Annotated in this window: 14 protein-coding genes; 9 read left to right on the top strand and 5 right to left on the bottom strand. The window is 64.5% G+C overall.

The features are described 5' to 3' along the window. Positions 1 to 200: 200 nt before the first annotated feature. From NFV80_RS16285 to NFV80_RS16245, 9 genes are all read left to right on the top strand, one after another. Entirely contained in the window at positions 201 to 950 is a 750-nt protein-coding gene (locus NFV80_RS16285; RefSeq protein WP_295331312.1) for an electron transfer flavoprotein subunit beta/FixA family protein, read from the top strand. Between the two features lie 2 nt (positions 951 to 952). After that, complete coding sequence (locus tag NFV80_RS16280) at positions 953 to 1,885, top strand: FAD-binding protein (protein ID WP_295331311.1); 933 nt, start codon at positions 953 to 955, stop codon at positions 1,883 to 1,885. 27 nt (positions 1,886 to 1,912) lie between these two features. Next, the gene (locus NFV80_RS16275; protein WP_295331310.1) at positions 1,913 to 2,578 is read left to right on the top strand and encodes an energy-coupling factor ABC transporter permease; all 666 of its coding nucleotides are present in this window, start codon (positions 1,913 to 1,915) and stop codon (positions 2,576 to 2,578) included. A gap of 115 nt (positions 2,579 to 2,693) precedes the next feature. Then, positions 2,694 to 4,487 (top strand): acyl-CoA dehydrogenase, encoded by a 1,794-nt coding sequence (locus tag NFV80_RS16270; protein WP_295331309.1) that lies wholly within the window; start codon positions 2,694 to 2,696, stop codon positions 4,485 to 4,487. Positions 4,488 to 4,596: 109 nt separating this feature from the next. Continuing rightward, the gene (locus NFV80_RS16265) at positions 4,597 to 5,004 is read left to right on the top strand and encodes an acyl-CoA thioesterase (RefSeq protein ID WP_295331307.1); all 408 of its coding nucleotides are present in this window, start codon (positions 4,597 to 4,599) and stop codon (positions 5,002 to 5,004) included. Positions 5,005 to 5,020: 16 nt separating this feature from the next. Then, entirely contained in the window at positions 5,021 to 6,991 is a 1,971-nt protein-coding gene (locus tag NFV80_RS16260) for an acetoacetate--CoA ligase (RefSeq protein WP_295331305.1), read from the top strand. Positions 6,992 to 7,441: 450 nt separating this feature from the next. Next, positions 7,442 to 7,618: a hypothetical protein gene (locus NFV80_RS16255; protein ID WP_296759361.1), complete on the top strand. Its 177-nt coding sequence runs from the start codon at positions 7,442 to 7,444 to the stop codon at positions 7,616 to 7,618. 27 nt (positions 7,619 to 7,645) lie between these two features. Next, positions 7,646 to 8,701 carry a prenyltransferase/squalene oxidase repeat-containing protein gene (locus NFV80_RS16250; RefSeq protein WP_296759358.1) on the top strand — a complete coding sequence of 352 codons (1,056 nt, stop codon included), beginning with the start codon at positions 7,646 to 7,648 and terminating at the stop codon, positions 8,699 to 8,701. Between the two features lie 431 nt (positions 8,702 to 9,132). After that, positions 9,133 to 10,449: an NYN domain-containing protein gene (locus NFV80_RS16245; protein WP_295331302.1), complete on the top strand. Its 1,317-nt coding sequence runs from the start codon at positions 9,133 to 9,135 to the stop codon at positions 10,447 to 10,449. A gap of 216 nt (positions 10,450 to 10,665) precedes the next feature. Here the strand turns inward: NFV80_RS16245 and panD are convergent, their stop codons facing one another. From panD to pcnB, 5 genes are all read right to left on the bottom strand, one after another. Beyond that, positions 10,666 to 11,049 (bottom strand): aspartate 1-decarboxylase, encoded by a 384-nt coding sequence (gene panD / locus NFV80_RS16240; protein ID WP_295331301.1) that lies wholly within the window; start codon positions 11,047 to 11,049, stop codon positions 10,666 to 10,668. A gap of 60 nt (positions 11,050 to 11,109) precedes the next feature. Next, positions 11,110 to 11,955 (bottom strand): pantoate--beta-alanine ligase, encoded by an 846-nt coding sequence (gene panC / locus NFV80_RS16235; RefSeq protein ID WP_295331299.1) that lies wholly within the window; start codon positions 11,953 to 11,955, stop codon positions 11,110 to 11,112. Positions 11,956 to 12,065: 110 nt separating this feature from the next. Continuing rightward, positions 12,066 to 12,878, bottom strand: coding sequence for a 3-methyl-2-oxobutanoate hydroxymethyltransferase (gene panB / locus NFV80_RS16230; protein WP_295331298.1), 813 nt, complete (start codon positions 12,876 to 12,878; stop codon positions 12,066 to 12,068). A 366-nt stretch (positions 12,879 to 13,244) separates the two neighbouring features. After that, complete coding sequence (folK, locus tag NFV80_RS16225; protein ID WP_296759354.1) at positions 13,245 to 13,757, bottom strand: 2-amino-4-hydroxy-6-hydroxymethyldihydropteridine diphosphokinase; 513 nt, start codon at positions 13,755 to 13,757, stop codon at positions 13,245 to 13,247. 102 nt (positions 13,758 to 13,859) lie between these two features. Further along, positions 13,860 to 15,215: a polynucleotide adenylyltransferase PcnB gene (gene pcnB, locus NFV80_RS16220; RefSeq protein ID WP_295331296.1), complete on the bottom strand. Its 1,356-nt coding sequence runs from the start codon at positions 15,213 to 15,215 to the stop codon at positions 13,860 to 13,862. Positions 15,216 to 15,277: the final 62 nt, after the last annotated feature.

The raw sequence follows: 15,277 nt of genomic DNA, 5'->3' as shown, positions 1-15,277 counted from the left end.
CACGCGTCTAGGGCAATATTATCAGTTCACGTACCGCTGCCCCGGTCGACAAGTTGACAGGTACCGTTCCATACGGTACCGTACGCTATCCATACGATACCGTATGGTCCATTGTCCGGCCAGAGCTTGGCAGTGCCAAACGCGGCCGGCGTGGATCGCATTTACCATCGATCATCATGTAGTGATAAAAGGAGAGCAAATTGAAGATCCTCGTTCCAGTGAAACGGGTGGTGGATTACAACGTCAAGGTGCGGATCAAGGCGGACGCCAGCGACGTTGATCTGGCCAACGTCAAGATGTCGATGAATCCTTTCGACGAGATTGCCATCGAAGAGGCGGTACGTCTCAAGGAGACCGGTGTCGCCAGTGAAGTGGTCGCCGTTTCGGCGGGAGTGGCCAATTGCCAGGAAACCTTGCGCACGGCGATGGCGATCGGTGCCGACCGCGGCATCCTGATCCAGACCGACGTCGAATTGCAGCCGCTGGCGGTCGCGAAGCTGCTCAAGGCAGTATGCGACAAGGAACAACCACAGATCGTCATTTGCGGCAAGCAGGCGATCGACGACGACGCCAATCAGACCGGGCAGATGCTGGCCGGCCTGATGAACTGGCCCCAGGCGACCTTCGCCTCGAAGATCGTCATCGCGGCACCGCAGGCAACGGTCACGCGCGAAATCGACGGCGGTCTGGAGACGGTCGAAGTGGCGATGCCCGCGGTCCTTACCGCCGACCTGCGTCTCAACGAGCCACGTTACGCGACGCTGCCGAACATCATGAAGGCGAAGAGAAAGCCGCTCGAGACGACCAATCCGGATGCCTTGGGGGTCGATGTCGCACCGCGCCTGAAAACGCTGAAGGTAGCGGAGCCGGCGAAGCGCTCGGCGGGAATCAAGGTGGCGGATGCCGCCGATCTGGTGCTCAAACTCAAGACTGAAGCAAAGGTAATCTGACCATGGCCATTCTCGTTATTGCAGAACACGACAATACCTCGATCAAGGCGGCCACGCTCCATGCCGTCACCGCGGCCAGCAGGATTGGCGGTGACATTCACCTGCTGCTCGCCGGCAGCGCCTGTGCCGGTGCCGCCGAGGCAGCGGCTCGGATCAGCGGTGTCGGCAAGGTGCTGCTCGCCGACGCTCCGCACTATGCCGATCAATCCCCCGAGAACCTGGCCGCGCTGATCGTCGCGCACGGTGCCGCCTATGGTCATCTGGTCGCGGCCGCGACCACCGCTGGCAAGAACGTCATGCCACGCGTCGCCGCTCTGCTCGACGTGGCACAGATTTCCGAGATCGTCGGCGTCGTCTCCGGTGACACTTTCGTTCGCCCGATCTACGCGGGCAACGTCCTGGCGACCGTTCAGTCTTCGGACTCGATCAAGGTGATCACCGTACGCGCGACGGCTTTCGAAGCGGCGGCCGAGGAGGGCAGCGCACCCATCGAGAGTCTGGCTGCCGGTCCCGACCTCGGCCAGAGCAAACTGATCGGGCGTGCCCTGACCAAGTCGGAGCGTCCCGAGCTCACGGCTGCCAAGGTCATCGTCTCGGGCGGTCGCGGCCTGGGCAGCGGCGACAACTTCCACCAGATGCTCGAACCGCTCGCCGACAGGCTCGGTGCCGCCGTGGGTGCATCGCGCGCGGCGGTCGATGCCGGTTACGCTCCCAACGATTACCAGGTTGGTCAGACAGGCAAGATCGTTGCCCCGCAACTCTACATCGCGGTCGGCATTTCGGGCGCCATCCAGCATCTCGCCGGAATGAAGGACAGCAAGGTGATCGTGGCGATCAACAAGGATCCCGACGCGCCGATCTTCCAGGTTGCCGATTACGGGCTGGTCGGCGATCTCTTCGAGGTCCTGCCGGCCCTGCAGGCAGCACTCGCCTGAGCCGCGTCGCCGCGCAGCACGGGCCGCATGAACCTGCCGGACGGCCTGCTCGACGGGAACTGGGCCTTGCTCGCGTGGCTGCCGTACGCCGCCCTGCTCGCGCTGGCGGCACGGCGGGCGCGCTGGCGGGTGCTGCTCGACAGCGCACGTCTGAACGCCTTTCTGGCGATGCTCGTTGCCTTGGTCCTGCTCTGGCAGCTGCAGGCCGGCGTCAAGCCCGGCCTTTCGCTGCATCTGCTCGGGGCCACGGTTCTGACCCTGTGTGTGGGATGGGAACTGGCCTTTCTCGGCCTTTCTCTCGTGCTGATCGGGGTGACTCTGAACGGTGCCGCCGGCTGGCAGGTTTTTGCCGTCAATGGCCTGCTGATGGCCGGGGTCGGCGTGGCGGTCAGCCGGACGGCGCACCGCTTCGTCGATCGATTGCTGCCCGATCATCTGTTCGTTTACATTTTTTGCAAGGGCTTCTTCGCCTCGGCGCTGACGGTAATGGCCGTCGGTGCCGCTTGCTGCCTGTTGTTGTCCTTGGCCGACGTCTATGATGGCGAGTATTTGCGTGGCGAATATCTGCCGTATTTTGTCTTGCTCGGGTTTTCCGAGGCGTGGTTGTCCGGCATGTTTACCACCCTGTTCGCCGTCTATCGGCCAGACCTCTTGGCGGACGCCGAGGGCACTCCGTTTGCTGGAAGAAAATGACGGGTCCGCGAGCATCGATCGCGGTCGTCGAAAAAGTACCGATCTCACCTGACCCCCGTGGCGGCCCGCGAAGTCGCCAAGCCGTTACACCGCAGCCCTAAAAGGAGAAAGACTCATGAGTGAATACGTCGCCCCGGTTCGTGACATGCAATTCGTCATCCACGAACTCGCCGGACTCGAGCAGGTAGCGCAGTTGCCGGGCTGCGAAGAAGCGAGCAGCGACCTGGTCGACGCCGTGCTCGAGGAGGCCGCCAAGTTTGCCGAGGAAGTCCTGTCGCCGCTCAACTGGCCGGGCGATCAGGAGGGGGCGCAGTGGCGCGACAAGGCAGTGACCATGCCACCCGGTTTCAAGGACGCCTACAAGCTGTTCGCCGACAGCGGCTGGACGGCGCTTGCCTGTGAACCCGAGTGGGGTGGCCAGGGCCTGCCGAAGCTGGTCGCTGCCGCCGTCGCCGAAATGTGGAAATCGGCGAATCACGCCTTTTCGCTGTGTCCACTGCTCACCGCGGGTGCCATCGAGGCACTCGTTCTCACCGGCTCGGACGAGTTGAAGGCGACCTATCTCGAAAAAATGGTGAGCGGCGTGTGGACCGGGACGATGAATCTCACCGAGCCGAACGCCGGATCCGATCTGGCAGCGGTGCGCACCCGGGCCGAGCCACAGGCCGATGGCAGTTACAAGATTTTCGGGCAGAAGATCTTCATCACCTACGGCGACCACGACATGGCCGAGAACATCGTCCACCTCGTGCTGGCGCGCACGCCGACGGCGCCCGAAGGAGTGAAGGGCATTTCGCTGTTCGTCGTGCCAAAGTTCCTGATCAATGTCGACGGCAGCCTGGGCGCCCGTAACGACGCCTATTGCGTATCGATCGAACACAAGCTGGGCATTCACGCCAGCCCGACGGCGATCATGGCCTTCGGCGACCACAGCGGCGCGATCGGTCATCTGGTCGGCGAGGAGAATCGGGGCCTCGAATACATGTTCATCATGATGAATGCCGCGCGCTTCGGTGTCGGTCTGGAAGGGGTTGCCGCCTGCGAAAGGTCTTACCAGCGGGCGCGCGATTACGCGCGCGAGCGCATCCAGTGCACCGACATCGGCGTGCGCGGAGGGCCGAAGGTGCCGATCATCCGGCATCCCGATGTGCGGCGCATGCTGATGACCATGAAGTCACGGGCCGAAGCCGCGCGCGCCCTGGCCTACGTCGTGGCGGCGGCGCACGACGCCGCGGTGCATCACCCGGATGCGGGCGAGCGCAAGCGCAATCAGGCTTTCGTCGACCTGATGATCCCGGTGGTCAAGGGCTGGAGCACCGAATCCGGCGTCACCATGGCGTCGATGGGGGTGCAGGTGCATGGCGGCATGGGCTATGTCGAGGAGACCGGAGCGGCACAGCACCTGCGCGACGCGCAGATTTCGACGATCTACGAAGGCACCACCGGCATCCAGGCCAACGACCTGATCGGGCGCAAGATGGCGCGCGAGGGGGGCGCCACGCTGCAGGCGGTAATCGGCATGATGCGGGCGCTCGACGCCGACCTGGCCGGGCAGGATGGCGCAAATTTCGCAGCGATTCGCAGCCGGTTTGGCGTCGCGATCGATGCGCTGGCCAGCGCCGGCGAATGGATCGTCGCCAACTATGGTGCCGACGTGCGCGCCGCGTCGTCCGGCGCGGTCCCCTTCCTGACCCTGCTCGGCATCGTTGCCGGCGGCTGGCAGATGGTGCGCGCCGCATTGATCGCACAGGCGAAGATCGATGCCGGTAACAGCGATCCGTTCTACGCTGCCAAGGTCGTCACCGCCCGTTTCTATGCCGACCACGTGCTGTCGCAGGCCGCCGGTCTGGCGAGCAGCATCATCGACGGTGCCGAAGGCGTGCTGGCGCTGGCGGAAGAGATGTTCTGAGTGGTCGTCTCCCCGCGCACCCGGGCAGGCGAGCGCCACGGGTGCGCGGGATCCTCCTTTTCGTGGCCCGGATTCGGGGCCCCCGTGCCGAGCGCAGTCAGGAAGGCGAATGCAAAGTCACAGGAAACTCGTTCATACCACCACGATCCCGATTCGTTGGGGCGACATGGACGCCTACGGGCATGTCAACAACACCGTGTATTTCCGCTACATGGAGCAGGCGCGGGTCGAATTTCTCGAAAAGTGCGGCTACGACGTGATTCCGCGCGAATCCGGAGCGGTGATCATCAACGCCAGCTGCACCTTTCTCGTCCCGCTGAACTACCCGGGGACTGTCGAGGTCGCGATGTTTTGCGGACATCCGGGCCGCAGCAGCGTCCCGACACACTACGAAGTACGCTTGCAGGGGGCGCAGGAAATCTTCGCCACCGGCGATGCCAAGATCGTCTGGATGGACATGGCGACCGGCAAGTCGGTGCCCATTCCCGAAAAACTGCGGGCAGACCTCCTGCTCTGAGGTCTGGAGGAGGTCAATGGACGATCTGCCGATCTGGCATCCCAGCGCCGAACGGATTGCCGCCGCCAGGCTGAGTGCGTTCGTCGCGGAGCATGCCGGGAGAAGCGGGGCCAGCGATTACCCGAGCTTCTGGCGCTGGTCGATCAGCGAGCCCGAGGATTTCTGGAGGGCGATCTGGGACACGTGCGGCGTGCTTGGCGAACGCGGCCCGACGATACTCGAAGACGGCGACCGGATGCCTGGCGCCCGCTGGTTTCCGCAGGCCCGGCTGAACTATGCAGAGAACCTGTTGCGGCGCCGCGACGACGGCGACGCCGTCGTCTTCTGGGGCGAGGACAAGCGTCGGCAGCGCCTTTCGCATCGCGAACTGTACGCAGAGGTTGCACGCTGCGCGCAGGCACTGCAGGCAGCCGGCGTTGGCCGCGGAGATCGTGTGGCTGCCTATCTGCCGAACCTGCCCGAGGCGCTGATCGCGATGCTCGCGACGGCTTCGCTTGGGGCGATCTGGTCGTCGGCTTCGCCCGATTTCGGTGTCCAGGGGGTGCTCGACCGGTTCGGGCAGATCGAGCCCAAGGTCCTGTTCTGCGTTGACGCCTACTGGTACAACGGCAAGGCGGTCGACTGCATGGCCAGGAATGCCGAAGTTTCAGCACGCATGCCGAGCGTATCGCGAACGGTGGTCGTCTCGTATCTCGACGAGTCGCCGGCGCTTGCCACCCTGGCCAACGGCGTGCGCTATGCAGATTTCGTGGCGCCGTTTGCCGGCGGCGAGATCGATTTTGCGCCCTTGCCCTTCGCGCACCCGTTGTTCATCCTGTTTTCGTCGGGCACCACCGGTGTTCCGAAGTGCATCGTGCACGGGCACGGCGGTACCCTGCTGCAGCACCTGAAGGAACATCAACTGCACGGCGACATCCGCGCCGACGATCGCCTCTTCTATTTCACCACCTGCGGCTGGATGATGTGGAACTGGCTGGTGTCGGGTCTGGCTTCCGGGGCGACGCTGCTGCTCTACGACGGTTCGCCATTCGTTGCCGGCGCCGACGGCGGACCGGGGGCGATCCTCTTCGATTACGCCGACGCCGAGCGCATGACCCACTTCGGCACCTCGGCCAAGTTTCTCGATGCGCTGGCCAAGGCCGGGCTGCAGCCACGCGCGACGCATCGTCTGCAGTCCCTGCGCGCGATCTTCTCGACCGGCAGTCCGCTGGCCCCCGAGAGCTTCGATTACGTCTATCGAGAGATCAAGACGGATCTCCTGCTGGCTTCCATTTCCGGCGGCACCGACATCATTTCCTGCTTCGCGCTCGGCTGTCCGATCCTGCCGGTATATCGTGGCGAACTGCAGTGCCGGGGGCTCGGAATGGCGGTCGACGTATTCGACGACGACGGCAGGTCGCTGTTCCCGGGTTGCGGCGAGCGCGGCGAACTGGTGTGTACCGCACCTTTCCCGTCGATGCCGGTCGGTTTCTGGAACGATCCCGACGGCAGCAAGTACCATTCGGCGTACTTCGCTCGTTTCCCGAACGTCTGGTGCCATGGCGATTTCGTCGAGCTCACCGCACACGCAGGGATGATCATTCACGGCCGCTCGGATGCCGTGCTCAATCCGGGCGGCGTGCGCATCGGCACCGCCGAAATCTATCGCCAGGTCGAACAGTTGCCGGAAGTCGTCGAGTCACTGGTCATCGGACAGGAATGGCAGCATGACGTGCGTGTGGTGCTGTTCGTCAAGCTGCGTCCGGAACTGCAACTCGACGCGGCGCTGACGCAGCGCATCCAGCAGCAGATTCGCCGGAACACGACGCCGCGCCACATCCCCGCCAGGGTGCTGCAGGTCGCCGACATTCCACGCACCAAGAGCGGCAAGATCGTCGAGCTCGCGGTGCGCAACGTGGTCCACGGTCGGCCGGTCAGGAACGTCGAAGCGCTGGCCAATCCCGAAACTCTCGAGTTTTTCCGCGACCGGGTCGAACTGCAGAGCTAAGGCAAACACACTCCCTGTCCCAAGGCGCCGCCAGCCATCCGGCAGCGGTGTCGGAATTCTTTACAGTTGGCCTCGGGCTTCAATACCCGCTCGGCAGGCTTGCGGCCGGCGGGCCGAGTGTCCAGAGTCCGGAAACCAGGAACCGGCGACGCAGGTGGGTCGGAAAGCCGGGTTTCGTGCCATCGTGGAAGGGCATCTGGCCATCCGGATCTGTCGATCACTGTCGGAAATTTTTACAGATTGATCGTCTTCCTCTGATTTGTAAGGCGATGATTCTTTGAATAAATAGAATACCCATGAATTAACAGCGGTTTTATCGATGCACACTTCTTGGGCATGGTTGATGCTTCTGGCGTAGTGGGATGACCAAATTGGTGCGATGACAAATCTGGCCAACAGACGGTTGTTTCCCGCTTCGTCCACTTCGACCCTCCAGAGGAGCAAGTCATCATGAAACGCGTCAAGAGGCTCACGGCCCTTATCGCCGTGGCATTTTCAACCCTTTCCGCCGGCACTGCCATGGCGGCTACCGACGGTGAAATTCAAACGGCAATCGACAATGGTCTCGGCTATCTGTCCGGCACCCAGACAATGGGCGGGTACTGGAACTATGGCGGTTACGAGTAGGCCGCGACGGGTTCGGCAGCCTACGCGATGATGACGCAGCAAGGCCACTGGGGCGACCTCGCTGCGGGTAACGTAGCGGCGTACAAGGCGCAGGTGGACAACGCGATCGCATACCTGCTGAGCACGGCGACCACGACGACGGTAAGCACCAGGAATGATGGCGCGAACATCTGCCCGGGCGGCGGCAGCTGCACCGGCGTGTACTGGTACGGTGCAGGTGAGACGACGTATACAACTGGCCTGATCGCACCGGCGATTGCCGAGTACGCGACCCGGTTTGGCGGCGGTGCCGGTGCTGTTGCCACCACCACGGGTCCGCTGGCGGGAATGACCTGGGGTCAGATTGCCCAAGGCATCACCAATACCTTCTCCGCCGGACAAAGCAGCGCGATCAACGGCAACCGGGACGGGGGATGGCGCTATTTTCCCGGCACGGGCGACTCGGACAGTTCGACGACGCAGTGGGCGGTCATTTCGCTGATCTACAACCAGACCCTGGGTGCCACCACGCCGCAGACGGTCAAGGATCACTTGGCGGTATGGCTGGCCAACGCTCAGGCAGCCGATGGATCGGCGTGCTACCAGCCGGGTGTCGGGCCGTGCGACCAGGCCGACACCGGTGGCCTGCTGGTGGCCTTGAACTTCCTGGGCAAGGGCAGCAGCGATCCGGCCGTCCAAAAGGCGCTGAATTACCTCAACAATCACTGGCAGGAGGGGCAACTCGGCTGGAACGGCAACTTCGGCCAGCCCTATGCGATGTGGGCCGAGTACAAGGGCCTGGAACTGACCGTTGGTCTCGGCAACAACACGGCGATTACCAACTTGCTCCCGGGCAATTGCGGCAATGACCGGGGAGCAGACTGCAACTGGTGGCAGGACTATAACCAGTGGCTGGTGGCCAACCAGGCCGGTGACGGCAGTTTCCCCGGCTATTACTATTGGGGAAATCCATTGGCCACGTCGCTGGTGCTGCCGATCCTCAGCGGTACCGAGATTCCGCAGCAAACCCCGGAACCGGGTTCGCTGGCGCTGCTGCTGGCCGCGCTCGCAGGTTCCGCCGCTTTCGCCAGACGGCGTGCGTAGTCCACGCTTAAGCGAGGATTGACGCAGCATCCGCAAGGGGCAGCCGCCCCTTGCGTCCGTTTACGGCGAGCGGTTTCGCCGTGCCGTGTGCGCACGATCCTGCCGGCCATCGGCCTCGCCGCGCGCGATCGGGGGAACTTCTCCCCTGTTTTCACGATGGTCGCGGCGCTTCGCTTGCACTCCGGGGTTGCCTCGATGGCAGGCTTCCACGCGCTGGTGCGTGACCGCCGGCGTGGACTTTTCCTTGCTTCCTGCCGGCATTTGTTTACCATCACGAGCATGGGCCTTGCGCCCTCTGGCGCTTTGGCATTCCGTCCGAACGTCGATTTGGCGACCGTTCCCCGTATGGCCCGCCGGCGCTTCGTGCGCCGCAGGGTGGTCGATTCGTCACACCCAAGTGTGACCCCGCAATCTGTTGAGAGAAGGAAATCATGGCCGTCGCGCCCGAAACCGCCATCATGGCGCTCTATTGTGACTTCGAGAACGTCGCGCTCGGCGTTCGCGATGCAAAGTACGACAAGTTCGACATCAAGCCGGTGCTCGAACGGCTGTTGCTCAAGGGCAGCATCGTCGTCAAGAAGGCTTACTGTGACTGGGAGCGCTACAAGGGATTCAAGTCCACGATGCACGAGGCCAGCTTCGAACTGATCGAAATCCCACACGTGCGGCAGACGGGAAAGAATTCGGCGGATATCCGGCTGGTGGTCGACGCGCTGGACCTGTGCTACACCAAGTCGCATGTCGATACCTTCGTCATCATCAGCGGGGATTCCGATTTCTCGCCACTGGTTTCCAAGCTGCGCGAGAACGCCAAGTACGTGATCGGCGTCGGCGTCAAGCAATCGACTTCGGACCTGTTGATCGGCAATTGCGACGAATTCATCTTCTACGACGATCTGGTGCGCGAAATGCAGCGCTCGGCAAGGCGTGATTCGAAGGAGCCACAGCCGGCGGTCCGGCGTTCGCCCGAGGAGGATGCGCAGCGCCGACAGGAAATCGAGGAGCGGCGCAGCAAGGCGATCGAGCTTGCGGTGGCGACTTTCGACGCGCTGGTCGACGAACGTGGGGACAGCGGCAAGATCTGGGCGTCGATGCTCAAGGAGGCGATCAAGCGGCGCAAGCCGGATTTCAACGAGTCCTACTACGGCTTCCGTGCTTTCGGCAACCTGCTCGAGGAGGCGCGCGCGCGCGGACTGCTCGACATTGGTCGCGACGAGAAGTCGGGCACCTACGTGTTCCGTAGCAACGGCGATGGCGATCGCGCCGAAGTGTCCGCCGAGGTGGTGGCCGAGGTTGCAGCGGTCCCGGAGCCGGCTGGGTTGCTGGATGGTGTCGCTGGGGACGACGCCAGGGAGCCGGCAACTGGTCCACGTCCGAAACGCGAGGGGCGGCGCAAGACGGCCGAGAAAGGCGGCAAGCGGACCAGGGGAGCGCGCGCGGCCGAGGAGGATGCGGTAACGGTGACCGAGCCGATCGGGGAGGCAGGCGTCGGGCCAGCGTCGATCGAGGAAACCTCGCCACAGGCGGTGGCAGAGCCCCCGGAAGCGGTGGCAGCAGCAGCGGTGGACGAGCCGCGAGCAGTGGATGTCGTCGGCGCAGCGCCGGTGGCCGTCGATCGGGTTGCACCTGGCGAAGCACTTGCCACCGACGCTACCGACGATGCGGAAGCGGTCAAGCCGGTGAAGAAGCCGGCCAGTCGCAGTCGCCGTCCGCGCAAGTCCCCGCTACCACCACCCGAAAGCGCCTGATCGGCCAGGACCCTGCGGCCAGTTGCCAAGGACAGGTCCCCTTGCGAGAGTCATCCGGCGTCCAATTTCTTACCGGCGCGCGGTTCGCAGTGTGCGCGCGCGCCGTGATCCATTTGCGGCAGGATTTCCAGCCGCACGGGGGTAGGCAGCGTGCTGCGCGCACAAAAAAGCCGCGCTCCCCGGAGCGCGGCTCTCCTGTTGCCGGCAGCGACGCTCTCAGGCAGCGGCCTGAGTCGGGATGTGGCCACCGATGCGAACGATCCGGTTCTGGGTATCCACATAGATGAGTTGCGGCGAATACTTGGCCAGCTCGACTTCGGTGTACGAAGCGAAGCTGGCGATGATCAGGATGTCACCCGGCGCCGCGCGGCGAGCGGCCGAACCATTGACCGAGATGACGCCGGACCCCCGCTCGGCGCGCAACGCGTAGGTCGTGAAGCGCTCGCCGTTATTCACGTTCCAGATGTCGATCTGTTCGTATTCGCGGATGTTTGCCGCGTCGAGCAGGTCCTCGTCGATGGCACAAGACCCTTCGTAGTGAAGCTCGGCGTGCGTCGCGCTGACGCGGTGCAGCTTGGACTTCAGCATGGTTCTCTGCATGGATTTTCACCGGTCTAGAGTTGTTTGGGGAAGCGCATTGTAGCCGCTAATGGCTACCTGTCAATGCCCGCCTGACGCGTCGATTTCGACGTTGTCGATAAGCCGCGCCTTGCCCAGACGGCTGGCTGCGAGCACCACCAGAGGCTCGTCCTGACCGCTCTCAGGCGGTTGCAGATCCGATTGCCGGCGCACGGCGACGTAGTCGGTTTTCCAGCCGTGGCGGTCGAGTTCGCTGGCCGCCGCATTCTCGATTTCGACGAAGTTCCGTTCGCCAGCGCGGACCGCGGTGCGGATCTCGGTGAGCAGGCGGTGCAGGCGCGGCGCTTCGGCACGTTCCGCCGGCGACAGGTATGCGTTGCGCGACGACAGCGCCAGGCCGTCTTCGGCGCGCACGGTCTCGCCACCAACGATCTCGATCGGCAGGGCCATCTGGCGCGTCATGTTGCGCAGCACCATCAGCTGCTGGTAGTCCTTCTTGCCGAAGAGCGCCACCTGCGGCTGGACGATGTTGAACAGCTTGAGGACGACAGTGGCGACCCCGCGGAAATGGCCGGGCCGGAACGCACCGTCCAGTTGATGCTGGATCTCCGGAGGATCGACGTGATACTGCTGTGGTTCCGGATAGAGTTCGCATTCGCTGGGCGCGAACAGCAGGTCGACGCCGGCGGCGGCGAGTTTCTCGCAATCTGCCTGAAGGGTGCGCGGATAACGGTCGAAGTCGTCGTTCGGGCCGAACTGCAATCGATTGACGAAAATGCTCGCGACCACCCGCGTGGCGTGCTGGCGCGCCTGGGTCATCAAGGCAATGTGGCCGGCATGCAGGTTGCCCATGGTTGGCACGAAGGCGATGCGATCTCCTGCCGGCAGCGCGGTGCGCAGTTCGGGGATCGAAGAGTGAATCTGCATGAATGAACCCTTGTCAGTCGAGCGCCAGAATTTGTGCAGCGTGGTCGATGGTCGGACGTTGCGACGACTGGCGAAGCGTCCGCGCAGTGTCCGGAGAGGGGCGTGGCCGTTCAGTAACAGTGTTCGGGGGCGGGAAAGCTGCCATCCTTGACGGCCGCGACGTAGGCCGCGATGGCCGCGCCGATCGACGCCTGGCCGGCCATGAAATTCCTCACGAAGCGTGCCTTGCGGCCGGCGGAGATATCCAGCATGTCGTGCAGCACGAGCACCTGGCCCGAGCATTCGCGGCTGGCACCGATGCCGATCGTCGGGATGACGAGCTTGCCGGTGGTTTCTGCCGCCAGCGCTTCGGGAATCGCTTCGAGGACGATCAGGCTGGCGCCGGCTTCCTGCTGTGCCAGGGCGTCGGCAAACAGCCGGGCGGCACCCGAGTCGTCGCGGCCCTGCACGCGATAGCCGCCGAGCTGATGCACCGATTGCGGGGTCAGTCCGACGTGCGCGCAGACCGCGATGCCGCGCCGGCTCAGGAAACGGGTGGTCTCGGCCATCTCCACTCCGCCTTCCAGCTTGACCATCTGCGCGCCGGCCGCGAGCAACACGACGGCGTTGCGCAGCGCTTGCTGCGGGCTTTCCTGGAAGCTGCCGAAGGGCATGTCGGCTATCACCAGCGGCCGTTGGCTGCCGCGCGCGACGCTCGCGGTGTGGTAGGCGACGTCGCCCAACGTGACCGGCAGCGTCGAGTCGTGGCCCTGCAGGACCATTCCCAGCGAGTCGCCGATGAGCAGCGCGTCGACGCCGGCCGTGTCACAAAGCTGTGCGAAGCTCGCGTCGTAACAGGTGAGGACGGCAATCTTTTCGCCGTTGCTCCGCATTCGGGCGAGGTCGACGTGCGTCAGGCGGCGCGTGGCAACGTGAGTGGACATGGGCTTACTCTCCCCGGTCTAGGGGTTGGTTACGATACGAGATCAAGGTTCGAACAGGCGCAGCGATCAGCGGCCATGGGCCGCCAGGCCGCGAGTTCGCCGCCGCACCGCGTGCGGCTGCAAGGCTTTTCGCCAATGGCGAAGTTCATCCCGTTCCCCTTTCTGGTGCGCGGCGGCCCGGCCCGGCTGCGCCGGCAGCAAGCGGCTCCGTCGAACGGCGAATAGGATACACAGAGCGACTCGCCGATGGGCGGGTTTGCAGGTATTCCCGATACAAAAAACTGCACGAAACGGCATCGTAGAGAACGCGTATCCCCACTCCCGTGCTTGCTTGTGCATTGGTCGATGCCATGGTCCCGCTGCTCGCTATGATCCGAGCTTTTCGATCGCTTGCCCGCTCACCGCGGGCAGCCAGGCGGCCGCCACACCGCGTCCCGGGATGCGGCAGAGCGGGGCAATCTCGAGCAGCGGAGCGATGACGAAAGCACGCAGGTGCATGCGCGGGTGCGGCAGGCTGAGCCGCTCGCTGTCGAGCACGCGTTGGTCGTAGAGGAGCAGGTCGAGGTCGAGCGTGCGCGGCGCATGGCGAAACTCGCGATGGCGACCGAAGCGGCGCTCGACCGCGAACAGGGCGTCGAGCAGCGGTTCCGGGTCCAGCCGGGTCTCCAGTGCGGCGACGGCGTTGATGAAGTCGGGCTGGCCGCGGATGCCGACCGGTGCCGTACGATACAGCGACGACAGGCGGAGCAGCCGCGAATCGGGCAGCTCGGCGAGCGCGGCACCAGCCGCCCGAATCTGCGCCACCGGATCGGCGAGATTGGCACCCAGCGCGACATACGCCAGATGTGCGGATGCCGGAGCTTCAGACAGGCTCGCCACCTGCTCGTGCCTCTGCCGACACAGCCCGGCGGCCGTTGCCCGATCCGGTATTGCCCATCGCCCCACAGTCGTGACAAGGACGGCAGGGCCAATCTCCGCGAGTCATTCGGCGAGGCCGCGATCCTGGTCACTGCCGGTCGCCGGGCGACGCCGGCGGCGGCGCCTTTTTGCCTCGCCGGGCGCGGGCGGCAGCAGCATCGCGGCGCGATGCTCGTCGCTCGCGTGCAGAAAGCCGGTCCACCACTCGCCGACCGCCGCTTCGACTTCCCCTGACTCGACCCGCAACAGCAGGAAATCGTAGCCGGCGCGAAAGCGTGGCTGCTGCAGGACGCCGTACGGGCGCTTGCCGGTGCGCTGCTCGAAGCGCGGCTGCAGCGCCCAGATGTCCTTGATGTCGCCGGCGATCCGGCGGGTGATCGCGAGCTTCTCCGCCTGCGCTTCGAGCACTTCGTCCATCGCCACGAACAGTGCCGGGATCGCCGGCTCGCCGCGCGCCTTGAGCGGTTCCCATTTGGCGAGCACCTCGTGCCAGAGCAGTGTGGCGAAAAGGAAGCCGGGAGAAATCGGTTTGCCTTCGCGCACCCTGCGGTCCGTGCTCTCCAGCGCCAGCAGGACGAAGCGTTCGCCGAGCGCCTGATCGAGGATCACGTCGAGCAGCGGCAACAGCCCGTGGTGCAGTCCCTCCTCGCGGAGCTGGGTGACGCAGCGCACGGCGTGGCCGGAGGTCAACAGCTTGAGCATTTCGTCGAGCAGGCGTGAAGGCGGCACGTTTTCGATCAGGCCTCCCATTTCCCGGATCGGCCGCCTGGCCTCCGGGTCGATCGCCAGGCCAAGCTTCGCGGCGAGGCGGACGGCGCGCAGCATGCGCACCGGATCCTCGCGGTAGCGCGTCTTCGGATCGCCGATCATGCGCAGGGTCTTCTGGCGCAGATCGGCGACGCCGTGATGGTAATCGACGATGGTTTCGGAAGTCGGATCGTAGTACAGCGCGTTGATCGTGAAATCCCGGCGCGCTGCGTCCTCCGACTGGCTGCCGAAGACGTTGTCGCGCAGCACGCGGCCCTGCTCGTCGGTTTGCGCCCGGTTGCCGCTGCCTTCGTCGTGGTGGCCGCGGAAGGTCGTCACCTCGATCGTTTCGGCCCCCATGTTGACATGCACGATCTGGAAGCGGCGGCCGATGATGCGCGAGCGCCGGAAGCAGTGGCGCACCTGTTCCGGCGTCGCGCTGGTGGCCACGTCGAAATCCTTCGGCGTCAGCCCGGCGAGCAGGTCGCGCACCGCGCCGCCGACGATGTATGCCTGGTAGCCATGCTCCTGCAGCGCCTCGACCGTACGTCTGCAGGCGCGGCTGATCTGCTCGCGCTGCAGACCATGCTCTGCGGCGGCGATGATGGCAGGCTCTCGCTGCGGGTCGCGGACCTTGCGTCCGAGTACGCGGGAAATCAATTTGCGGATCATCAGGGGTGGCTCATCTTCGGCTCATCTTCGGCTTGCCGGGGCGGCGGCGGGATGATAGCCGA

Source organism: Accumulibacter sp., assembly GCF_023806565.1.
Taxonomy (GTDB): Bacteria; Pseudomonadota; Gammaproteobacteria; order Burkholderiales; family Rhodocyclaceae; genus Accumulibacter.
This window is presented reverse-complemented; position numbering and strand designations above follow the sequence as displayed.